At 59.3% G+C, this 20,777-nt stretch carries 21 protein-coding genes; 15 read left to right on the top strand and 6 right to left on the bottom strand.

The features are described from left to right. Positions 1 to 108: 108 nt before the first annotated feature. Together BBB56_RS16325 and grxB are read right to left on the bottom strand one after the other, a co-directional pair. Positions 109 to 672: a lipoprotein gene (locus tag BBB56_RS16325; protein WP_123801992.1), complete on the bottom strand. Its 564-nt coding sequence runs from the start codon at positions 670 to 672 to the stop codon at positions 109 to 111. 111 nt (positions 673 to 783) lie between these two features. Further along, a complete protein-coding gene (grxB, locus tag BBB56_RS16320) occupies positions 784 to 1,431 on the bottom strand; it encodes a glutaredoxin 2 (RefSeq protein ID WP_123801991.1) in 648 nt (215 codons plus the stop codon). A 232-nt stretch (positions 1,432 to 1,663) separates the two neighbouring features. Between grxB and rimJ the strand changes: the two genes are divergently transcribed. The 4 genes from rimJ (at position 1,664) to murJ (ending at position 5,478) form a co-directional block, all read left to right on the top strand. Further along, entirely contained in the window at positions 1,664 to 2,254 is a 591-nt protein-coding gene (gene rimJ / locus BBB56_RS16315; RefSeq protein WP_123802005.1) for a ribosomal protein S5-alanine N-acetyltransferase, read from the top strand. A gap of 13 nt (positions 2,255 to 2,267) precedes the next feature. Then, positions 2,268 to 2,897, top strand: coding sequence for a YceH family protein (locus BBB56_RS16310; protein ID WP_123801990.1), 630 nt, complete (start codon positions 2,268 to 2,270; stop codon positions 2,895 to 2,897). Between the two features lies 1 nt (position 2,898). Then, complete coding sequence (locus BBB56_RS16305) at positions 2,899 to 3,819, top strand: Gfo/Idh/MocA family protein (RefSeq protein ID WP_123801989.1); 921 nt, start codon at positions 2,899 to 2,901, stop codon at positions 3,817 to 3,819. Between the two features lie 120 nt (positions 3,820 to 3,939). Continuing rightward, positions 3,940 to 5,478, top strand: coding sequence for a murein biosynthesis integral membrane protein MurJ (murJ, locus tag BBB56_RS16300; protein ID WP_123801988.1), 1,539 nt, complete (start codon positions 3,940 to 3,942; stop codon positions 5,476 to 5,478). A 30-nt stretch (positions 5,479 to 5,508) separates the two neighbouring features. On the opposite strand, the gene BBB56_RS16295 is transcribed toward murJ, so the two are convergent. The 3 genes from BBB56_RS16295 to flgA form a co-directional block, all read right to left on the bottom strand. After that, the gene (locus BBB56_RS16295) at positions 5,509 to 5,940 is read right to left on the bottom strand and encodes a flagella synthesis protein FlgN (RefSeq protein ID WP_123801987.1); all 432 of its coding nucleotides are present in this window, start codon (positions 5,938 to 5,940) and stop codon (positions 5,509 to 5,511) included. Positions 5,941 to 5,945: 5 nt separating this feature from the next. Continuing rightward, positions 5,946 to 6,251, bottom strand: coding sequence for a flagellar biosynthesis anti-sigma factor FlgM (gene flgM / locus BBB56_RS16290; RefSeq protein WP_123801986.1), 306 nt, complete (start codon positions 6,249 to 6,251; stop codon positions 5,946 to 5,948). 103 nt (positions 6,252 to 6,354) lie between these two features. Beyond that, positions 6,355 to 7,014, bottom strand: coding sequence for a flagellar basal body P-ring formation chaperone FlgA (gene flgA, locus BBB56_RS16285; RefSeq protein ID WP_123801985.1), 660 nt, complete (start codon positions 7,012 to 7,014; stop codon positions 6,355 to 6,357). A gap of 153 nt (positions 7,015 to 7,167) precedes the next feature. On the opposite strand from flgA, the gene flgB reads away from it, so the two are divergent. The 11 genes from flgB to flgL all read left to right on the top strand — a co-directional run bounded on the left by flgB (position 7,168) and on the right by flgL (position 17,057). Then, positions 7,168 to 7,581 (top strand): flagellar basal body rod protein FlgB, encoded by a 414-nt coding sequence (gene flgB / locus BBB56_RS16280; protein WP_123801984.1) that lies wholly within the window; start codon positions 7,168 to 7,170, stop codon positions 7,579 to 7,581. A 2-nt stretch (positions 7,582 to 7,583) separates the two neighbouring features. Next, a complete protein-coding gene (gene flgC, locus BBB56_RS16275; RefSeq protein WP_048784492.1) occupies positions 7,584 to 7,988 on the top strand; it encodes a flagellar basal body rod protein FlgC in 405 nt (134 codons plus the stop codon). Positions 7,989 to 8,000: 12 nt separating this feature from the next. Beyond that, the gene (gene flgD, locus BBB56_RS16270; protein ID WP_123801983.1) at positions 8,001 to 8,672 is read left to right on the top strand and encodes a flagellar hook assembly protein FlgD; all 672 of its coding nucleotides are present in this window, start codon (positions 8,001 to 8,003) and stop codon (positions 8,670 to 8,672) included. Positions 8,673 to 8,698: 26 nt separating this feature from the next. Beyond that, on the top strand, positions 8,699 to 9,916 hold the full coding sequence (gene flgE / locus BBB56_RS16265; RefSeq protein ID WP_123801982.1) for a flagellar hook protein FlgE: 1,218 nt from the start codon (positions 8,699 to 8,701) through the stop codon (positions 9,914 to 9,916). A 20-nt stretch (positions 9,917 to 9,936) separates the two neighbouring features. Further along, the gene (locus BBB56_RS16260; protein WP_123801981.1) at positions 9,937 to 10,695 is read left to right on the top strand and encodes a flagellar basal body rod protein FlgF; all 759 of its coding nucleotides are present in this window, start codon (positions 9,937 to 9,939) and stop codon (positions 10,693 to 10,695) included. Between the two features lie 15 nt (positions 10,696 to 10,710). After that, positions 10,711 to 11,493: a flagellar basal-body rod protein FlgG gene (gene flgG / locus BBB56_RS16255; protein WP_033750971.1), complete on the top strand. Its 783-nt coding sequence runs from the start codon at positions 10,711 to 10,713 to the stop codon at positions 11,491 to 11,493. Positions 11,494 to 11,556: 63 nt separating this feature from the next. Continuing rightward, on the top strand, positions 11,557 to 12,267 hold the full coding sequence (locus BBB56_RS16250) for a flagellar basal body L-ring protein FlgH (protein ID WP_123801980.1): 711 nt from the start codon (positions 11,557 to 11,559) through the stop codon (positions 12,265 to 12,267). A gap of 10 nt (positions 12,268 to 12,277) precedes the next feature. Then, positions 12,278 to 13,387, top strand: a complete 1,110-nt coding sequence (locus tag BBB56_RS16245) for a flagellar basal body P-ring protein FlgI (protein WP_233593049.1) — start codon at positions 12,278 to 12,280, stop codon at positions 13,385 to 13,387. 2 nt (positions 13,388 to 13,389) lie between these two features. After that, a complete protein-coding gene (gene flgJ / locus BBB56_RS16240) occupies positions 13,390 to 14,328 on the top strand; it encodes a flagellar assembly peptidoglycan hydrolase FlgJ (protein WP_123801978.1) in 939 nt (312 codons plus the stop codon). A 111-nt stretch (positions 14,329 to 14,439) separates the two neighbouring features. Next, positions 14,440 to 16,080, top strand: coding sequence for a flagellar hook-associated protein FlgK (gene flgK, locus BBB56_RS16235; protein WP_123801977.1), 1,641 nt, complete (start codon positions 14,440 to 14,442; stop codon positions 16,078 to 16,080). 11 nt (positions 16,081 to 16,091) lie between these two features. After that, on the top strand, positions 16,092 to 17,057 hold the full coding sequence (gene flgL / locus BBB56_RS16230) for a flagellar hook-associated protein FlgL (protein ID WP_123801976.1): 966 nt from the start codon (positions 16,092 to 16,094) through the stop codon (positions 17,055 to 17,057). 312 nt (positions 17,058 to 17,369) lie between these two features. Here the strand turns inward: flgL and rne are convergent, their stop codons facing one another. Next, entirely contained in the window at positions 17,370 to 20,615 is a 3,246-nt protein-coding gene (rne, locus tag BBB56_RS16225; protein ID WP_123801975.1) for a ribonuclease E, read from the bottom strand. Positions 20,616 to 20,777: the final 162 nt, after the last annotated feature.

The following is a 20,777-nucleotide window of genomic DNA, read 5'->3' as shown; positions in this document are numbered from 1 at the left end:
AGCGAACGCTCTGTCAGTCCGCCTCTGCGGCAGAATCGGCATCAGCGCGTCCGGCGTTGATGCCCGACGTTTGCCAGCCCCGGTTTTACGTGGGGCCAGGCAGGAAAGCTATTGGGTAAAGGGGATAATCAGCTGGCCAGGCTCTACTTTTAGTCCTTTGGCGAATTTCTTTGCCAGCGCCTCGGCTTTGCTGCGATCGTCGCTCAGCACATAGGCCGGCTTCTGATTAAAGTAGCTTTTCAGCGACTGATTAAGATAGGGGGTCAGACTTTTGATAATGCCCGCCATTTTTTCCGGCTGCACCTGCGCGTCAACGATCTCCAGATCGCGCAGAAAAATAGCGCCCTGCTGCGCGTCATAGACCGGCTGCGCCTTCATCTTCAGCTGCATATCGGCCTGCTGCGGACCGAACAGCGAAGTAACATTAATTTTGGCGTCGCCGGAAAGCGTGACTTTGCCCGGTTCTTCGCGGCCAATCTGGCTGCTGAGGTTGGTTAACAGAATATGCGCGTTAACCAGACCGGCTACGCCAATGTCTTTTTCATAGTTGTTGTGTTTAGCCAGCGCCTGGTTCACTTCCTGTTCGCTGATGGTGTATTGCGTCAGCTGGTTACAGCCGGTTATGAGTAGTGAAAAAATCAGGGCGACCAGCCCAGGAAATGCCTTCTTCATAAGATCCTCATCCGTATTGAATGCGTAATGCAGGGCACAGGGTGCCTGAATGCAGAGGATCTGTCATTAAGAAGGCGATGAGAAACGGCGCGCGTTTCTCATCAGGCGGCGTTAAATCGCGATAGAGGAGAGCAGATTAACCTGGGTCTGTTTTGCCATATTATCGCGGTAGTCGGCTACGCGGCTGGGCCAGTCGATGCCGGCCACCAGCGTCAGCGAGCGCAGCAGCGGGAACAGATGAATATCATCTTCCGACAGTTCGCCGTTGACCGCATTGGGCTTGACGATCAGTTTGTCGAGCTGGCGCAGGTCGTCGCTGACATTTTTGATAAAGCCGGGGGCATGGCGCTTCAGCTCGGCGAAATCGCCGATTGCCGCCTCTTTCTTATCGCGGAAATAGGCCCGCGCTTCAGGCGTGGCGAACTCGGCAAATGAGGCTTCGGCGATGCGCGGCAGCAACAGCTTATTAACGTAGCCGTTGACGTGGCGCAGCCAGTCGCTAATCGCCGGATTGGTTTTGCCGTTTAGCAGCGGCTCTCTGTCGCTTTTATCGACAAAGCGCACAATATCGAGACTTTCCGGCATGGCGCTGCCATCCTCTTTTTGCAGGATGGGGGCAACCTTCTGGCCCACCAGCCTTTTCGGCGTCTCCTCATCGTCATTGAGCATAACGATCAGTTCTACCGGCAGGTTTTTCAGGCCAAAAATCATGCGCGCTTTGACGCAAAAGGGGCAGTGGTCGTAGATGTAAAGTTTCATCCCAGTCTCCTTTTGGTGTTCAGCGTGACGGACGTCACGCTGATTGAGGACCTGCCGGAAGTATGGAAGAGATTAGTAGCCAGGGCAAACCCATGCGCAGGGTTTATAAAACGAAATCAAGACGTTTTCGGCTAAGCGCTAACGAATATTTTACCGAAGCAGGAGCGACGGTTATAGTGAAAGCAATGCCGTTGGCACCTCTCTCTTTAAGCCTCAGATTTCAGGAGTCATGATGTTTGGCTATCGTTCTGCCGCGCCCAGGGTGCGATTAACCACCGACCGGCTGGTGGTTCGTCTGGTTCACGAGCGCGATGCCTGGCGGCTGGCGGATTACTACGCCGAAAACCGTACCTTTCTCAAACCCTGGGAGCCGGTGCGTGATGAAAGCCACTGTTACCCTTCAGGCTGGCAGGCGCGACTGGGCCTGATCACCGATATGCATAAAAGCGGGTCCGCCTACTACTTTGTCCTGATGGATCCGGAAGAGACCGAAGTGCGTGGCGTGGCAAATTTCAGCAACGTGCTGCGCGGTTCCTTTCACGCCTGCTATCTCGGCTACTCGCTGGGTGAAAAATGGCAGGGGCAGGGACTGATGTTTGAGGCGCTTCAGACCGCTATCCGCTATATGCAGCGTCAGCAAAATATTCACCGCATTATGGCGAACTATATGCCGCATAATCAGCGCAGCGGCGCGCTGCTGGCGCGCCTCGGCTTTGAAAAAGAGGGTTATGCGAAAGATTATTTGTTAATCGATGGCCGCTGGCAGGATCACGTCTTAACCGCTCTGACCAGCCGGGAATGGACGCCGGATCGGCGGGGATAATAAGGAGATCGGAATGAAAATGGCGCTTTCGCCGCTGGCGTTGCGTATTCTGGGCTGCCTGCTGGAGAAGCAGGTGACCACGCCGGAGCAGTACCCGCTGTCGCTAAACGCGGTGGTGACCGCCTGCAATCAGAAGTCGAACCGTGAACCGGTAATGAATCTGGCTGAAAGCGAGGTGCTGGACGAGCTGGATCGGCTGGTGAAAAAGCATCTGGTGACCGCCAACAGCGGCTTTGGCCAGCGCGTGGCGAAATATGAGCAGCGCTTCTGCAACTCCGCTTTTGGCGATCTGAAGCTGACCGACGCCGAAGTGGCGATCCTGACGCTGTTGTTCCTGCGCGGCGCGCAAACGCCGGGCGAGCTGCGCACGCGCAGCGGCAGGCTGTATGAGTTTTCTGAGGTCGCCGAGGTCGAGGCCGTGCTGGCCGAGCTGGTCGAGCGCGAGAGGGTCGTCCGGCTGCCGCGCGAGCCAGGCAAGCGCGAAAGCCGCTATCAGCATCTTTTCGGCGATGAGCAAACGCCGGTTCAGGCGGAAACGCCGCGGGACGATAACAGCGACCTTAGCGCGCGCGTGGCGATCCTGGAGCAGTCGGTGACTGCGCTACAGGCGCTGGTGCAGACGCTGCTGCATAAAGGGGGCTGAAATGACGCTGCGAATTGGCGTGGTGGGGCTGGGGAGCATTGCGCAGAAAGCCTGGCTGCCGGTGCTGTCACAGGCAGAGAGCTGGACGCTGGTTGGAGCCTTTTCACCCAGTCAGCAGAAGGCAAAGAGCATCTGCGACAGCTATCGCATGACCTGCTTTCCCTCGCTCAATGCGCTGGCTGACGCCTGCGACGCGGTGTTTGTCCACACCAGCACCGCGACGCACTATGAGGTGGTCAGGGCGCTGCTGCTGGCGGGAAAAGATGTACTGGTGGATAAACCGCTGGCTGACCATCTTCACCAGGCCGAGGCGCTGGTCACCCTGGCGGAGAGGCGCGGACGTAAACTGATGGTGGGCTTTAACCGCCGTTTTGCGCCGCGCTATCAGCAGCTGCGCCAGGCGATGCCGCAGGCCGCCAGCCTGCGGATGGAAAAACATCGCAGCAACAGCGTCGGCCCGCAGGATTTGCGCTTTACGCTGCTGGATGACTACCTGCACGTCGTAGATACCGCGCTGTGGCTGGCAGGCGGCGGCGCCAGCCTGCTGCATGGCTATATCAACACCACCGAGCAGGGTGAAATGCTATATGCGGAGCACCATTTCTCCGCCGGCGGCGTACAGATCGCCACCAGCATGCACCGCCGTGCCGGCAGCCAGCGTGAGCGCGTCAGCCTGGTGGGGGACGGCCGGTGTATTGATGTGCTGGAGATGCGCGACTGGCAGGAAGAGCGCGGCGACGGCCTGCGCAGCGACGCCCCTCCGGCCTGGCAAAGCCATCTGACGCAGCGAGGCTTCAGCGGCGCGGCGCACCATTTTATCCAGTGCGTGCAAAATCAGACGATGCCTGAAACAGGCGGCGAACAGGCGCTGCTGGCGCAGCGCGTGGTGGAAAAACTGTGGCGCGAGGCGGAAAAGGAATAACGCCTTGTAACACTCCGCGCTGGTCATTTCCCGCAGTGACAGTAGACTATCGCCGGGCGGCACTGGCTGCCCGCGCTAAGTAGCTCATTTTGCCGACTCTTTTCAGGACGCGCGCCAATTATGAATCTGTTGAAATCGCTGGCAGCGGTCAGTTCCATGACCCTGTTTTCCCGCGTATTGGGTTTTGCCCGTGACGCCATTGTGGCGCGAGTGTTTGGTGCCGGGATGGCCACCGATGCTTTTTTCGTCGCCTTTAAGTTGCCTAACCTGCTGCGCCGTATTTTTGCCGAAGGCGCTTTTTCGCAGGCTTTTGTGCCGATCCTGGCTGAATACAAAAGCAAACAGGGCGAAGAGGCCACCCGGCTGTTTGTCGCCTACGTGTCGGGCCTGCTGACGCTGGCGCTGGCGCTGGTAACGGTCGCAGGCATGATAGCCGCGCCCTGGGTGATTCTGGTGACCGCGCCGGGCTTTGCCGATACCGCCGATAAGTTCGCCCTGACCAGCGCGCTGCTGCGGGTGACTTTTCCCTATATTTTACTGATTTCGCTGGCGTCGCTGGCGGGAGCGATTCTCAACACCTGGAACCGCTTTTCCGTTCCCGCCTTTGCGCCGACGCTGCTTAATATCAGCATGATTGGCTTTGCGCTGTTTGCCGCGCCGCACTTCCATCCGCCGGTGATGGCACTGGCCTGGGCGGTGGTCGCAGGGGGCGTGCTGCAACTTTTCTATCAGCTGCCGCATCTGAAGAAGATTGGTATGCTGGTGCTGCCGCGCCTTAACCTCAAGGATGCGGGCGTCTGGCGCGTGATGCGGCAGATGGGACCGGCGATCCTCGGCGTGTCTGTCAGCCAGATTTCGCTGATCATCAATACCATTTTCGCCTCGTTTCTGGTTTCCGGATCTGTCTCCTGGATGTATTACGCCGATCGCCTGATGGAATTTCCGTCCGGGGTTCTGGGCGTGGCGCTCGGCACGATTTTGCTGCCTTCGCTGGCGAAGAGTTTTTCCAGCGGCAATCACGACGAATATTCCCGCCTGATGGACTGGGGGCTGCGCCTCTGTTTTCTGCTGGCGTTGCCGAGCGCGGTCGCGCTGGGCATTCTCTCCGGTCCGCTGACCATCGCGTTGTTTCAGTACGGTAAGTTCACCGCCTTTGATGCGCTGATGACGCAGCGCGCGCTGATCGCCTATTCGGTGGGCTTAATGGGACTGATTGTGGTGAAGGTGCTGGCGCCGGGCTTCTATTCGCGTCAGGACATTAAAACGCCGGTGAAGATCGCCATGATTACCCTGGTAATGACGCAGCTGATGAACCTGGCGTTTATCGGCCCGCTTAAACATGCCGGGCTGTCGCTGTCGATTGGTCTGGCGGCCTGCCTTAACGCCGCGCTGCTCTACTGGCAGCTGCGCAAGAAGAAAATTTTTCAGCCGCAGCCGGGCTGGGCGAGTTTTCTGCTGCGCCTGCTGATTGCGGTGGTGGTGATGGCGGCGGCGCTGGTGGGGATTCTTTCCGTAATGCCGGTCTGGGAAGAGGGCACGATGGTGTGGCGTCTGCTGCGGCTGGCGGCGGTCTGTGCGGTTGGCGGCGGCGCGTATTTCCTGATGCTGGGGCTGCTGGGCTTCAGGCTGCGGGATTTTGCGCGTCGCGCGCATGCGTAAATAAAAATCCCGCCTGGTGGCGGGATTTTTTTATGCTTTCCGGCTCAGCGTCGCCTGGCCTTTACCCAACCCGTCCGGGCCGTAAAACGCCTGCGTCTGATGAGGTTTGAGCACGGTCAGCGCCTCTTCGGTGAAGCGGATCTGCTGATTCAACAGCAGACCATTGTGCGTGTTGGCGTCGTTTAAGCGACGCGTCATCTGACCGATACTCTGCCAGCGGCGCGTCATATCGCTGTGACCACTATAAGGCGCCTGGGTGCCGAGCTGCCGCTCGGTATTGCGGCGCATCTCATCGAGATAGCTCAGCGTCGCCAGCAGCGCGCCTTTATCTTCGGTAATACGCTGCAACAGATTGCTGTTAATTCTGCCGGCGGCCAGTTGGTGCTGCTCCTCTTCCAGAATATTTGAAAGCGAGGAGAGCACTTCCTGCATCTTATCTAATGTGGTCAACAGGTTGCTCATGGGGACTAGTTACCCTCTAAATACGCCTTAGTATCGGCAATCAGCGCATCGGCGATCTTGCCAGTATCCATTTTCAGTTCGCCATTGCGAATGGCGGTTTTAAGCTGTTCTACGCGCGCGACGTTGATGTCCTGGCTGCCCGGCTGGGTCAGCTGCGACTGTGCGTCGCTCAGGCTGACCTGAGCGGCGGCGGCGGGCGTGCTTGCTGTCGCGCTCGACGCCTGACGCGTTTTACCGGTTGCGGACTCGTTGCTTTCGCGAGTCTGCACGGTAGCGACGGGTTTCAAAGGTTGCGTTCTGTCGATGCTCATATTCGGGGTCCTGTTTGGTCAGGGGAAACTGCCACCTGAATCAGAATAGCGTAATCGCTTAGTTGATTTCTCTATCGGCAGAACAGCTGCGTTCTTTAGCGCCTTATAGCGATATCAGAATATTCCCATCAGCGTCCACTTTTCCGCTTACCACCTGACCGTTGCCCATGCGCACGCGCACCGACTGCGCAAGGATGGCATTGTTTAACGCTTTGCCTTCGCCGCTGGCATTAAAGCCCTCGCCGCTGGCGATCACCATCACGCTCTGACCGGCTTTCACTCGCCACGGCTGGCGCATCATCGACAGCGTAACCGGCTGTCCCGGCTGAATATCGCGCAGCACCACGGCGTCCGTCACCGACCCGACGTCAAACAGCGCGCGCGCAGGCAGCGTGTCGAGGCGTCCGTCTTGCAGGCGGAAGTCACCGGCGCTCACGGTTGAGCCGCGCGTCAGCAGGCGCGTCGCCACCAGATAGCGACCGGTCACCTGCACCTGCACCTGAAGAAAACGTCGCGTATCGCCGCAGGTGGCCGCCACGCTCATCGCTCCCCACAAGCGGCTGTTGCCGGGCAGGGAAAACTGCGGCGCGTCGCAGGTCGGCCACTGCGCCTGAGGCGTCTTAATCTCAACCGTCATGCCCGCGGCGTGCTGCGCATCGCGGGCCTGAAAAAATTGCGTTAGCTGAGCAGTGAGATCGGCGGCGCTGACAGGCAAAGCAATCAGCGCCAGCAGGCTGGTCAGCAGGGCGATCAGGTTACGCATTGAAAAGCTCCTTGTTGCTAATGGCGACGAGTGTACCCCTGACGCAACAAAATCAAGACGAAAAATAGCCGCAATTTTTGACGTTATTCAGACGATAGCCCTTGCTTTTCCCAATTAAGCTGTTCACTCGAAATTCTCATTCGCGGAGGAAGCATGCTCGACAAACTGGATGCAGCGCTGCAATTCGGCACCGAAGCCCTCAACCTGCGTGCTCAACGCCAGGAGATCCTGGCGTCAAATATTGCCAACGCCGATACCCCTGGCTATCAGGCGCGGGATATCGACTTTGCCAGCGAGCTTAGTCGGGTCATGAAGAACGGTCGTGCTGAAGGCAGCAGCATGGCGCTGAAAGTCACCTCGCCGCGCCATATCGAAGCGCAGGTCAACTCAGCGGCGTCAGCGGATCTGCTTTATCGCATTCCCGATCAGCCCTCGGCTGACGGCAACACCGTTGATATGGATCGCGAACGTACGCAGTTCGCCGACAACAGTCTGAAATACCAGACCGATCTCACCCTCATCAGCAGCCAGATCAAGGGCATGATGAGCGTGTTACAAGGGCAATAAACATGGCATTGCTGAATATTTTTGACATTGCCGGATCGGCAATGACCGCGCAATCCCAGCGCCTTAACGTCAGCGCCAGTAACCTGGCGAACGCCGACAGCGTCACCGGACCGGACGGCAAGCCCTACGTGGCGAAGCAGGTGGTGTTTCAAACCGATGCTGCGCCCGGCGCGGCGACCGGCGGCGTAAAAGTGGCGCAGGTGCTGGACGATCCCTCTCCGGCGAAGCTGGTGTACGACCCAGGCAATCCGCTGGCGGACGACAAGGGCTACGTGAAGATGCCAAACGTGGACGTGGTAGCGGAAACCGTTAACACCATGTCGGCGTCGCGCAGCTATCAGGCCAACGTCGAGGTCCTGAACACCGTGAAATCAATGATGATGAAAACCCTGACGATGGGTTCATAACGGAGATACCCCATGGGCATTGCGGTAGGCGTTAATGAGAATCTGGATCCCACGGTCCTGAGTTCTTCCAGCAGTAGCACCAGCAACAGCGCGCAGGATCTGCAAAATCAGTTCCTGACCATGCTGGTGACGCAGTTACAAAATCAGGATCCCACCAATCCAATGGACAACAGCCAGCTGACCACTCAGCTGGCGCAGATCAACACCCTGAGCGGCATTGAAAAACTCAATACCACGCTGGGATCGATCTCCGGTCAGATCAGCACCAGCCAGTCGCTGCAAAGCTCGACGCTGATTGGCCACGGCGTCATGGTCGACGGGACGCAAGTTCTGGTGGGCAGCGGCACCACGACGCCGTTTGGCGTTGAGCTGAGCACGGCCTCGACCGCCACCACCGCCACCATTAAAGACGCCAGCGGCAACGTGGTGCGCACCATCGATCTGGGGGCGCTCTCTGCCGGCGTGCACACCTTCTCGTGGGACGGCACCCTGACGGACAGCTCCACCGCGCCGGACGGCAAATATACGGTTTCAATCGCCGCCAGCAATGGCAGCACGCAACTGGTGGCCCAGCCGCTGAACTATGCCTATGTCAACGGCGTATCAACGACAGACGACACCACCAAACTGGATCTCGGCACCATGGGCTCCGCAACCCTTGATGAAGTACGTCAGATTCTCTGATTCATCTCTAAACAGGAGAAATAAACATGTCATTTTCCCAAGCGGTGAGCGGCCTGGGCGCTGCCTCCAGCAACCTGGACGTTATCGGCAACAACATCGCTAACTCCGCGACCGCAGGCTTTAAATCCAGCACCATCGCCTTTGCCGATATGTTTGCCGGTTCTAACGTGGGTCTCGGTACCAAAGTGGCGGCGGTGATCCAGAACTTTAACGACGGCTCGACCACCACCACCAGCCGCGGCCTTGACGTCGCGCTGAGCGGCAATGGCTTCTTCCGTATGTCTGACGCCAGCGGCGCGGTGTACTACTCGCGCAACGGCCAGTTCACGCTGGATGAGAACCGTAACCTGGTGAACACCCAGGGCCTGACCGTGACCGGCTACCCGGTAAGCGGCACGCCGCCCACGGTGCAGACCGGCGCTAACCCGGTGGCGCTGAGCATTCCGACTACCCAGATGTCTGCGCGCGCGACCACCACCGCGACCCAGGTGGCGAACCTGAACTCGACCAGCGACATTCCGAGCGTAACGACCTTCAGCACCAGCGACGCGGACAGCTACAACGCAAAAAGCACCATGACGGTGTACGACTCGCAGGGTAACGATCACACCCTGGATATGTACTACGTCAAAACCGCCGATAACAGCTGGACCGTGCACGCGATGGACTCCACCACCGGCACCAGCGCAGGCGACTTTACCCTGGCGTTTGACTCTGACGGCAATCTGACCGGCATTAACGGCGGCACGGCGTCAACGGTCAACCTGACCATCAATGGCTCCAACGGCGCAGCGGCGGGCCAGAGCATTTCATTGAGCATGCTGGGCAGTTTGCAGCAGAACACCGGCACCACCACCTTCGGCAACCCGACTCAGGATGGTTATGCGCCAGGCGACCTGACCAGCTACGCCATCAACGATGACGGCACCATTACCGGAACCTACTCCAACCAGAAAACGCAGCTTCTGGGACAGATCGTGCTGGCCAGCTTCTCTAACCCGGAAGGATTGCAGTCAGAGGGCGACAACGTGTGGTCAGCCACCAGCTCCTCAGGTCAGGCGGCTATCGGCGTGGCAGGCACCGGCACCTACGGTTCGCTGACCTCTGGCGCGCTGGAAGCCTCTAACGTCGATATGAGTAAAGAGCTGGTGAACATGATCGTGGCGCAGCGCAACTATCAGGCGAACGCCCAGACCATTAAAACTCAGGACCAGATTCTTAACACCCTGGTTAACTTGCGTTAATTCACTAACGGGATTGCTTTATGGATCACGCGATATATACCGCAATGGGCGCGGCCAGCCAGACGCTGGATCAGCAGGCGGTCACGTCCAGCAACCTTGCCAACGCCTCGACGCCTGGCTTTCGCGCTCAGCTCAATGCGCTGCGCGCCGTGCCGGTCAGCGGCTGGTCGCTGCCGACGCGTACCCTGGTCGCCGCCTCAACGCCCGGCGCGGATATGAGCCAGGGCGCGATGGACAACACCGGACGCACGCTGGATGTGGCGATGGGGCAGGACGGCTGGCTGGCGGTGCGCACCACCGACGGCAGCGAGGCCTATACCCGCAACGGCAACATGCAGATCAGCTCAACCGGTATTCTGACCGTGCAGGGCAATCCCGTGATGGGCGATGGCGGACCGATTGCGGTGCCGCAGGGCGCAGAACTGACCATCGCGGCGGACGGCACCATCACCTCGCGCAATGCGGGCGATGCGCCTAACGCCACGGTGCAGATCGGCAGGCTGAAACTGGTAAAAGCCACCGGCAAAGAGCTGCAACGCGGCGACGACGGCATGTTTCGTCCGACGCAGCAGACGCAGGCGACACGCGGCGCGGCGCTGGCAGCCGACGCCACGGTGCAGGTGATGCCTGGCGTGCTGGAGGGCAGCAACGTCAAGCCGGTAGAGACCATGGTCGATATGATCGCCAACGCCCGACGTTTTGAGATGCAGATGAAAGTCATCACCAACGTCGATGAAAACGAACAAAAAGCCAATCAGCTGCTGAATATGAGCAGCTAAGGCAGAGGAAATAAGATGATTCGTTCTTTATGGATCGCGAAAACCGGTCTTGACGCCCAGCAAACCAATATGGACGTCATCTCCAACAACCTGGCAAACGTCAGCACCAACGGCTTTAAACGTTCGCGCGCGGTGTTCGAAGATCTGATGTACCAGACCCTGCGTCAGCCGGGCACGCAGTCTTCGGAGCAGACCACGCTGCCATCAGGTCTGCAAATCGGTACCGGCGTACGTCCGGTGACCACCGAGCGTCTGCACACCCAGGGCAATCTGTCGCAGACCAGCAACTCCAAAGATGTTGCGATTAATGGCCAGGGCTATTTTGAAGTGCAGCTGCCGGACGGCACCTCCGCCTATACCCGCGACGGCTCTTTCCAGGTGGATCAGAACGGCCAGCTGGTGAACAACGCCGGTTATCCGGTGCAGCCGGGGATCACTATTCCCGCCAACGCCACCAGCATCACCATCTCGCGCGACGGCGTGGTGAGCGTCACGCAGCAGGGCCAGACCAACCCGGCGCAGGTTGGACAGCTGACCATCAGCACCTTTATTAACGACGCCGGTCTCGACAGCATGGGCGAGAACCTCTATCAGGAAACCCAGGCGTCAGGCGCGCCGACCCAGAGTACGCCGGGCCAGAACGGCGCGGGCCTGCTCTATCAGGGCTATGTGGAAACCTCTAACGTCAACGTGGCGGAAGAGCTGGTCACCATGATCCAGACGCAGCGCGCGTATGAAATCAACAGCAAGGCGATCAGTACCTCCGATCAGATGCTGCAAAAATTAACGCAGATTTAATTCCGGTCATCAGGGCCAGCGCAGGCTGGCCTGTAGTTAACACATCTATAAGGTCGTGACTCCGTGGCGAAGCAACTGAATATAAAGCCTGGACATTGGTTAGTGGCTAGCCTGCTGCTGACCCTCAACGGTTGTGCGTTAGTGCCGCGCACGCCGCTGGTTGAAGGCGCAACAACGGCGCAGCCGCTGCCTTCTGCGCCGCCGGTGGTCAACGGCTCTATTTTCCAGGGCGTCGCGCCGCTGAACTACGGCTATCAGCCGCTGTTTGAGGATCGTCGTCCGCGTAATATCGGCGATACGCTGACCATTACGTTGCAGGAAAACGTCAGCGCCAGCAAAAGCTCTTCGGCTAACGCCACGCGCGACGGCAGCGCCAGCTTCGGACTGGATACGATTCCAACCGGTATGGCCGGTCTGGTGGGCGCCGACGGCTCGAAAGCCAACCTCGGCGCGAACGGCAAAAACGATTTCGCAGGTAAAGGCGGCGCAACCGCAAACAATACCTTTACCGGCACCATCACCGTCACCGTTAACCAGGTGCTGTCGAACGGCAACCTGCGCGTGGTGGGTGAGAAACAAATTGAGATCAACCAGGGAACGGAATTTATCCGCTTCTCCGGCGTAGTGAACCCGCGCACCATCAGCGCCAGCAACTCGGTGTTGTCAACCGCAGTGGCCGATGCGCGTATCGAGTACGTCGGCAATGGCTATATCAACGAAGCGCAGACCATGGGCTGGTTCCAGCGTTTCTTCCTGAACATCTCGCCGATGTAATGAGGTCATGATGAAAAGTGTGAAAACTGTACTGCTCGGCTTGAGTCTGCTGCTCGGTCTGAGCCTGACCGCGCATGCGGATCGCATTCGCGATCTGACCACCGTGCAGGGCGTGCGCAATAACCAGCTGATCGGCTACGGCCTGGTGGTGGGCCTGGACGGCACCGGCGACCAGACCACTCAGACGCCGTTCACCACGCAAACCGTTAACAACATGCTCTCCCAGCTGGGCATCACCGTGCCGCAGGGCACCAACATGCAGCTGAAAAACGTCGCGGCGGTAATGGTAACGGCGCAGCTGCCGGCGTTCGCGCGTCAGGGCCAGACTATCGACGTGGTGGTGTCGTCGCTGGGCAACGCCAAAAGTCTGCGCGGCGGTACGCTGGTGATGACACCGATGAAAGGCGTCGATAACCAGGTGTATGCGCTGGCGCAGGGCAATATTCTGGTCGGCGGCGCAGGCGCGTCAGCGGGCGGAAGCAGCGTGCAGGTCAACCAGCTCAACGGCGGCCGCATTACCGGGGGCGCAACCGTCGAGCGCGAGCTGCAAAGTAACTTCGGCAGCCAGAACACCCTCAACCTTCAGCTCAACAACGAAGATTTTTCGATGGCGCAGCGCATCGCCGATGCCATCAACGGACGCGGCGGCTACGGCGCGGCGACCGCGCTGGATGCGCGCACGGTGCAGGTGCGGGTGTCGCCTGACAACAGTTCGCAGGTGCGCCTGCTGGCGGATATTCAGAACATCGACGTCTCTATCCCGATTGAAGACGCCAAAGTGGTGATCAACTCACGTACCGGTTCGGTGGTGATGAATCGTGAAGTCACGCTGAGCACCTGTGCGGTGGCGCAGGGCAACCTGTCAGTGACGGTCAATCAGTCGCAGAACGTCAGTCAGCCGAATACGCCGTTTGGCGGCGGGCAGACCGTGGTGACGCCTCAGACGCAGATCGACCTGCGCCAGAGCGGCGGCGCGCTGCAACGGGTCAATGCCAGCGCCAACCTGAACAACGTGGTGCGCGCGCTTAACGCGCTGGGCGCTTCGCCGATCGAACTGATGTCGATTCTGCAATCGATGCAGAGCGCGGGCTGTCTGCGCGCGAAACTGGAAATTATCTGACGATGGATACGCAATCGCTGATGAACGCGGCTTACGACAGCCGTTCGCTGAACGACCTGAAGCGTGAAGCCAATGCCGACCCGAAAGGCAAAGCGCTGCAGGTGGCGAAGCAGGTCGAGGGGATGTTTGTGCAGATGATGATGAAGAGCATGCGCGAAGCGCTGCCGCAGGACGGCATCTTCAGCAACGAATCGACCAAAATGTTTACCTCGATGTACGATCAGCAGATTGCGCAGGAGATCGGCAAGCGCGGGCTGGGCATGGCCGATCTGATCGTCAAACAGATGCAGCCGGCGCAGGAGCCAGACGAGCGCGCCGGTACCGTGCCGATGCCGCTCGATGACAGCTTTATCTACAGCGCGGCGGCGTCAGGGCAGCTGGAGCAGATGGTGCGCAAAGCGGTGCCGCGCCTGCCGGTGTCGCCGGCTAACCTGCCCGCCGACAGCAGCGACTTTATCGCGCAGCTGGCGCAGCCGGCGCAGGCCGCCAGCGCCGAAAGCGGCATTCCTCACCACCTGATTCTGGCGCAGGCCGCGCTGGAATCAGGCTGGGGCCAGCGCCAGATCCTGACCCGCGACGGCAAGCCAAGCTATAACGTGTTTGGCATCAAGGCGAGCGGCGACTGGCGTGGCGAAACCACCGATATTATGACCACGGAATATGAGCAGGGCGCGGCGAAGAAAGTGCGCGCCAGCTTCCGCGTTTATCACTCCTATTTCGAAGCGCTGACCGACTACGTCAAACTGCTTTCAAACAACCCGCGCTACGCCAAAGTGACCAGCGCGCAGAGCGCGGAGCAGGGCGCGCACGCGCTTCAGGCCGCCGGCTACGCCACTGACCCTAAATATGCGCAGAAGCTGGTGGGAATGATCCAGCAATTCAAAAGCATGGGCGAAAAAGTGGTGAAGGCCTACAGCCAGGATTTAAACGATCTCTTCTAGGCGTTAAGCCTCAAGTTTCACTTAAGCACGCCGATAACAGAGTCAGATGCCAGACGCGTTTTCGCGCACTAACGACCGCCAGCCCGGCTAACGGGAAAGAAAGGAACCGAGATGTCCAGCATAATCAACTCTGCGATGAGTGGACTGAGCGCCGCACAGGCGGCGCTGAGCACCACCAGCAACAACATCACTAACTATACGGTGGCGGGCTACTCGCGGCAGACCATTCTGCTGTCGCAGGCAAACAGCACGCTACAGGGCAGCACCTACTACGGTAACGGCGTTAACGTCACCGGCGTGCAGCGCGAGTATGACGAGTTCATCACCGCGCAGCTGCGCGGCTCCAGCGCCAGCTACAGCGCGGCCAATACGCAGTATTCGCAGATTTCGAATATTGACGATCTGCTGTCGACCTCGACGACCAGCCTCTCGACGTCGATTCAGAGCTTCTTTACCAACCTGCAAAACGTGGTCAGCAACGCGGACGATCCCTCAGCGCGCCAGTCTATGCTGAGCTATGCGCAGGGGCTGGTAAACCAGTTCCAGACCACCTCGCAGTATCTGACCAATATGCAGAGCAGCGTCAATACCGACATCGCCTCCAGCGTTGATCAGATCAATACCTATACCAGTCAGATCGCCGATCTCAACAAGCAGATCGCTAAGCTCAGCACCGCCGACGGCGCACAGCCAAACGATCTGCTGGATCAGCGCGATCAGCTGGTGAATAACCTCAACGACATCGTTGGCGTCAGCGTCTCTAAGCAGGATGGCAACTACATCGTTTCAATGGGCAGCCTGACGCTGGTCAACGGCAATAAGTCCACCAGTCTGGTCGCCATGCCTTCCAGCAGCGATCCGTCGCGTACCACCGTCGGCTATGTCGATAACAGCGCGGGCAACGTTGAGATTGCTGAAAAAAGCATTACCACCGGCTCGCTGGGCGGCTTGTTTGCTTTTCGCTCGCAGGATCTTGATACCGCGCAGAACCAGCTCGGTCAGCTGGCCGCCGCCTTTACCACCAGCTTTAACGCGGTGCACACCCAGGGCTATGACAGCAATGGCGATCAGGGCACCGACTTTTTCACCATCGGCAGCCCGACAGTGCTGAGCAACAGTAAAAACAGCTCCGCCGCCACCTTATCGGCGACCTGGACGGATACCAGCGCGCTGAAAGCCTCTAACTACACCGTCAGCTATGACGGCACCAACTGGAACGTCACTCGCGCCTCCGACAACGTAAAAATCACGCCGACGGCAGGCACAGACGCGTCCGGCAACACGACGTTGAGCTTTGATGGCCTGGAACTGACCGTTAACGGCACGCCCAGCGCCAAAGACAGCTTCCTGGTGAAACCTGTGCAAAATGTTATTGGCGATATGTCTGTCGCCATTACCGATGAGTCGCAGATTGCCGCGGCAGGCGAGGCGGGCGGCGAGAGCGACAACCGCAACGCGCAAAAGCTGCTGGATCTTCAGGACGCTAACCTGGTGAACGGCAACGCCACGCTGTCGCAGGCCTACGCCAGCATCGTCAGCACCGTTGGCAACAAGACCAGCACGCTGGAAACCGCCAGCACTACGCAGAAAAACGTTGTAGATCAGCTGACCGATCGTCAGCAGTCCGTCTCTGGCGTTAACCTCGACGAAGAGTACGCCAACCTGACCAAATATCAGCAATATTACATGGCGAACGCGCAGGTGCTGCAAACCGCCAGCACTATTTTCGACGCGCTGCTTAACATTCGCTAAGGAACAGAATCATGCGACTCAGTACGAATATGATCTTTGACCAGCAGGTGCGCGGTATCACCGATTCGCAAGCCTCCTGGCTGAAAGTGGGCGAGCAGCTCTCCAGCGGCCGCCGCGTCAATAACCCTTCAGACGATCCTATCGCCGCATCCCGCTCGGTAGTCGTGGCGCAGAGCCAGGCGCAGAGCAGCCAGTATGCGCTGGCTCGCACCTTCGCGACGCAGGGTCTGTCAATGGAGGAGAATACGCTCAGCAGCGTCACCAGCACGATTCAGGACGCGCAGACGCTGATTGTTTATGGTTCTACCGGTACGCTGAGCGATGACGATCGCGGCTCTATCGCGACCCAGCTGGAGGGTTTACGCTCTCAGCTGCTAAATCTGGCGAACAGTAAAGACGGCAACGGTCGCTATATTTTTGCCGGCTATAAAACCGACAGCGCGCCCTTTGTTGACAACGGTAGCGGGGCCGTCAGCTACACAGGCGGCACGGATGCGATCACGCAGAAGGTTGATACCAGCCGCACCATGACCGTAGGCCATACCGGCGACGATATTTTTATGTCGATCACCGGTAATGCCACCAAAGAACCTGACGGCAGCGCCAGCGAAACCAACATTTTTAATATGCTCGACAGCGCCATTGCCGCGCTGAAGACGCCGCAGGACGATGCCGACGACGCGACCAAACAGACCTTCCAGGATGCGCTGGATAAAACCAACCGCGGCCTGGGCAACTCGCTGAATAACGTGCTGACCGTGCGTTCCGAGATTGGCACCCAGCTGTCCGAGCTGAGCACGCTGGACGGGCAGGGCGACGATCGCGACGTGATCCTCAGCAGCGAAATGAGCGATCTGGTCGATACGGATTACACCTCTGCTATCTCCAGCTATACCATGCAGCAGACGGCGTTGCAGGCGTCCTATAAGACTTTTACCGATATGTCGCAAATGTCGCTGTTCCAGCTGAACGCCTGACATCACACCCTTTTCGGGCATGCCTGAACCGGACATGCTCTTTATCCCACGACCCTGACCGGCATCGTGGGATTTTTTTTGCCTGTTGTCTGGGCATGGCTTCCAGGATTTTTTTGCCTCTCGCCTGACGCGGCGTCCGGATTGATTTGCCTGCCGTCTGAGCGCGGCGTCCTGGGATTTTTTGGTCTGTCGCGGGCGCGGCTCCGTGGGACTTTTGCCTGTTGTCTGGGCCGGACGGCGCGGCGGCTGGCCTGCGGACAGGCATAAAAAAACCCCGGCAAGCCGGGGTTTACAGGACAGAGCTTACGCCGATCAGGCGCTTTCTGGACGGGTCGCAGGCGCGGTGGCCTGATGCGTGGCGCTGTGACCGCCAGCCGAACCTTTACCTTCAAAGGTGAACGGCGAACGTACCCAGTCGCTGTGGCGAACCGGCTCCGGCTGCCAGGCTGGCGCAGGCGCTTTGGTCATCGGCGCGGAAGCGTGATGCTTAAAGCGGGCGGCTGCCTCCTGCGGCGCGGCGTCGCGTGCCGGAACAGGCGCATGCGGTTCGCTAATCGGCTCTGGCTTGCTTTCCGCCGCAACCGGCGCGTTCAGCACCTCTTCAACCTGGGCTTCGGCTTCCGGCGTCACGTCGTGCGCGGCCTCAGCGGCGATTGCCGTTACAGCGGCCGTCGGCGCCTCTTCTTCAGCCGCCGGAGCCTCTTCTTCAGCTACCGGGGCGGCCGGAACGGCCTGCTCGGCAATGGCTTCGGCTTTTGCTTCGTCGGCAGCGGGGATCACGGCCGGTTCATGGTTGACCGGCGCCTCAATCGGCGTGGTGTCGTCGGTGTTAACCAGCGTAACCGGCGTTTCGGCCTGCGGCTCAGCCTGATGTACGTCATCAGCGATCTGCGGCGCGGTTTCAGCGGCGGCAACCGGCAGCGCGATAGCGTCAGCAGTTTGCAGCTGGCTCTCATCCTGCGCATCCGGCTGTGACGTCTGATCGTCAACGGGCTGAGCGACCGGGTAACGTACCCAGACTTTGCCCGAAGCCATCTCCGGCGATGCTGCCGCAGCCGCCAGCGGCATCGCTGACTCTGTCGGGTAGCGCTCGTCACGATAGCGACGACGACGCTGTCCGCTGACGCGCAGATGACGCGGTGAGCGACGCGAGCGGCGCGGCATATTGCCGTTATCGCGGCTGTCCGCCTCATCCTGCTCGTTCAGCACCGGCTCTTCGCTCTGCGGCGCGCTGCGTGCTGCTTCTGGCTGCGTCTCGATTGCGTCAGCAACTGGCTGCGCTTCGCTTTCATCGCCGATGCGCACTTTCTGTGCCAGCTGACGCTGTTTACGGCGCGGCATTACCTGCACGCGCTCTTCTTCCTGCGTTTCAGGCGTCTCGACGACCTCTGCGGCGGCTGGCTGCTCAGCGGCTTTGCTGGCTTCCTGCTGCGCGCGTTTCTCTTCCTGACGACGACGCTGACGCTCGGCGCGCTGTTCACGACGCTGCTGCTGCTGCTCTTCGCGCTGCTGGCGCGCTTCGTCGCTCAGAGCCGGACGTTCTTCGCGCACCTCGCTCTGCGGCGCCTGACGCTTGTTACGGCGCTGATCGGCACTGTCGCGCGGCTCGCGGTTTTCACGCGGTTCGCGGTTGTCGCGCGGTGCGGCGTTTTCGCCATTGCGTTCGCCATTGCGCGGCGTGCGCTCGCGACGATTATTGTTGCGGCGGTTGTTGCGACGATCGCCACGCTCTTTGGCGCTGTTGTCGCTCTCTTCGCTGCTGGCCTTCTGCGGCTCAGGGGTTTCCACTGCCGCGGCTGGCGCTGCGTCGTGACTGCCAAACAGTTTTTTCAGCAGACGGCTAAAGAACCCGCCGCTGCTGGCGGCGGCAGGCGCAGCGGCCGGCGTTGCGGCTGGCTGTGCCAGCGCTGTCGGCTGTTTAGCCGGCGTCTCGGCAGGCGCAGGCGGCGCGTCAGGCATCACAAAGGCCGCCAGCGCAGGCTGCTCAGGACGACGACGCTCGGCGTGCTCTTCCTCAGACGGCATCGCCATTTCGGCTTCATGCAGCTTCGGCAGATGATAGCTAAGGGTCTGCGTCTCTTCGCCTTTACGCACGCGCAGCACGGAGTAGTGCGGCGTTTCCATACGATCGTCAGGCACGATAATGGCGCGAACGCCGCCCTGGCGCTTCTCGATGGCATTGACCGCTTCACGTTTTTCATTCAGCAGGTAAGAGGCAATCTGCACCGGCACGATGGCGTGGACTTCTTTGGTGTTGTCTTTCAGCGCTTCTTCTTCGATCAGGCGCAGAATCGACAGCGACAGCGATTCGTTGTCGCGAATGGTGCCGGTGCCGCTACAGCGCGGACAGACGTGATGGCTCGACTCGCCCAGCGACGGGCTGAGGCGCTGACGGGACATCTCCAGCAGGCCAAAGCGTGAAATATGGCTAATCTGAATACGCGCGCGATCCTGACGCACCGCTTCGCGCAGACGGTTTTCCACTGCGCGCTGGTGGCGAACCGGCGTCATATCGATAAAGTCGATAACGATCAGACCGCCCAGGTCGCGCAGACGCAGCTGGCGCGCGATTTCGTCAGCGGCTTCCAGGTTGGTGTTAAACGCGGTCTCTTCGATGTCGCCGCCGCGCGTGGCGCGTGCCGAGTTGATGTCGATCGCCGTCAGCGCTTCGGTGCTGTCGATAACGATAGAGCCGCCGGAAGGCAGACGGACTTCACGCTGAAAAGCGGACTCAATCTGCGATTCGATCTGATAGTGGCTGAACAGCGGGATCTCGCCGGTGTAGAGCTTAATCTTGCTGCTGAAATCCGGACGGCCGAGCGCGGCGATATGCTGACGCGCCAGCTCCAGCACTTTCGGATTATCGATAAGAATTTCGCCGATGTCCTGACGCAGATAGTCGCGGAAGGCGCGCACGATCACGTTGCTTTCCTGGTGGATCAGGAACGGCGCCGGACGGCTTTCCGCGGCTTTTTTGATCGCTTCCCAGTGCTTGAGGCGGAAGCTCAGGTCCCACTGGAGCGCATCGGCTGATTTGCCCACGCCTGCGGTGCGGACAATCAGGCCCATACCTTCAGGCAGTTCCAGCGAGGAGAGCGCCTCTTTCAGCTCGGTGCGGTCATCGCCTTCAATACGACGAGAGATGCCGCCCGCGCGCGGGTTGTTCGGCATCAGCACCAGATAGCTGCCCGCCAGAGAAATAAAGGTGGTCAGCGCGGCGCCTTTATTGCCGCGCTCTTCTTTATCAATCTGAACGATGACTTCCTGACCTTCGCGCAGTACGTCTTTAATATTGGGACGGCCTTGCGAGTTATAGCTGGCGGGGAAGTATTCGCGGGAGATTTCTTTTAGAGGGAGAAAACCGTGGCGTTCTGCGCCGTAATCGACAAACGCAGCCTCAAGGCTGGGTTCAATGCGGGTGATTTTACCTTTGTAGATGTTGGCTTTTTTCTGTTCGTGTCCGGGGCTTTCAATATCCAGATCGTACAGACGTTGTCCATCAACAAGGGCAACGCGCAACTCCTCCTGCTGAGTTGCATTAATTAACATTCTTTTCATCGTTTCTGACTCGTTATTCTCACATGAGTGATAAAGCTGCGGGCATAGTTACCCTGGACGAGTTTTGACCGATGGCCCCGTGACTAAGTGCTTTACGTCAACCTCCCGGTTGTCGACTGCGCGAGGGGCGCAAATAACGTCGGTGGCCTGTTTTTCATAAGG

The organism is Candidatus Pantoea deserta, from assembly GCF_003813865.1.
Lineage (GTDB): Bacteria > Pseudomonadota > Gammaproteobacteria > Enterobacterales > Enterobacteriaceae > Pantoea > Pantoea deserta.
The sequence above is the reverse complement of the archived record's forward strand: the minus strand, read 5'-3'. Positions and strand labels throughout refer to the sequence as shown.

Coding starts and splice junctions, on each gene's coding strand:
- BBB56_RS16325 (WP_123801992.1), bottom strand. CDS start 672: ATGAAGAAGGCATTTCCTGGGCTGGTCGCCCTGATTTTTTCACTACTC.
- grxB (WP_123801991.1), bottom strand. CDS start 1,431: ATGAAACTTTACATCTACGACCACTGCCCCTTTTGCGTCAAAGCGCGC.
- rimJ (WP_123802005.1), top strand. CDS start 1,664: ATGTTTGGCTATCGTTCTGCCGCGCCCAGGGTGCGATTAACCACCGAC.
- BBB56_RS16310 (WP_123801990.1), top strand. CDS start 2,268: ATGAAAATGGCGCTTTCGCCGCTGGCGTTGCGTATTCTGGGCTGCCTG.
- BBB56_RS16305 (WP_123801989.1), top strand. CDS start 2,899: ATGACGCTGCGAATTGGCGTGGTGGGGCTGGGGAGCATTGCGCAGAAA.
- murJ (WP_123801988.1), top strand. CDS start 3,940: ATGAATCTGTTGAAATCGCTGGCAGCGGTCAGTTCCATGACCCTGTTT.
- BBB56_RS16295 (WP_123801987.1), bottom strand. CDS start 5,940: ATGAGCAACCTGTTGACCACATTAGATAAGATGCAGGAAGTGCTCTCC.
- flgM (WP_123801986.1), bottom strand. CDS start 6,251: ATGAGCATCGACAGAACGCAACCTTTGAAACCCGTCGCTACCGTGCAG.
- flgA (WP_123801985.1), bottom strand. CDS start 7,014: ATGCGTAACCTGATCGCCCTGCTGACCAGCCTGCTGGCGCTGATTGCT.
- flgB (WP_123801984.1), top strand. CDS start 7,168: ATGCTCGACAAACTGGATGCAGCGCTGCAATTCGGCACCGAAGCCCTC.
- flgC (WP_048784492.1), top strand. CDS start 7,584: ATGGCATTGCTGAATATTTTTGACATTGCCGGATCGGCAATGACCGCG.
- flgD (WP_123801983.1), top strand. CDS start 8,001: ATGGGCATTGCGGTAGGCGTTAATGAGAATCTGGATCCCACGGTCCTG.
- flgE (WP_123801982.1), top strand. CDS start 8,699: ATGTCATTTTCCCAAGCGGTGAGCGGCCTGGGCGCTGCCTCCAGCAAC.
- BBB56_RS16260 (WP_123801981.1), top strand. CDS start 9,937: ATGGATCACGCGATATATACCGCAATGGGCGCGGCCAGCCAGACGCTG.
- flgG (WP_033750971.1), top strand. CDS start 10,711: ATGATTCGTTCTTTATGGATCGCGAAAACCGGTCTTGACGCCCAGCAA.
- BBB56_RS16245 (WP_233593049.1), top strand. CDS start 12,278: ATGAAAAGTGTGAAAACTGTACTGCTCGGCTTGAGTCTGCTGCTCGGT.
- flgJ (WP_123801978.1), top strand. CDS start 13,390: ATGGATACGCAATCGCTGATGAACGCGGCTTACGACAGCCGTTCGCTG.
- flgK (WP_123801977.1), top strand. CDS start 14,440: ATGTCCAGCATAATCAACTCTGCGATGAGTGGACTGAGCGCCGCACAG.
- flgL (WP_123801976.1), top strand. CDS start 16,092: ATGCGACTCAGTACGAATATGATCTTTGACCAGCAGGTGCGCGGTATC.
- rne (WP_123801975.1), bottom strand. CDS start 20,615: ATGAAAAGAATGTTAATTAATGCAACTCAGCAGGAGGAGTTGCGCGTT.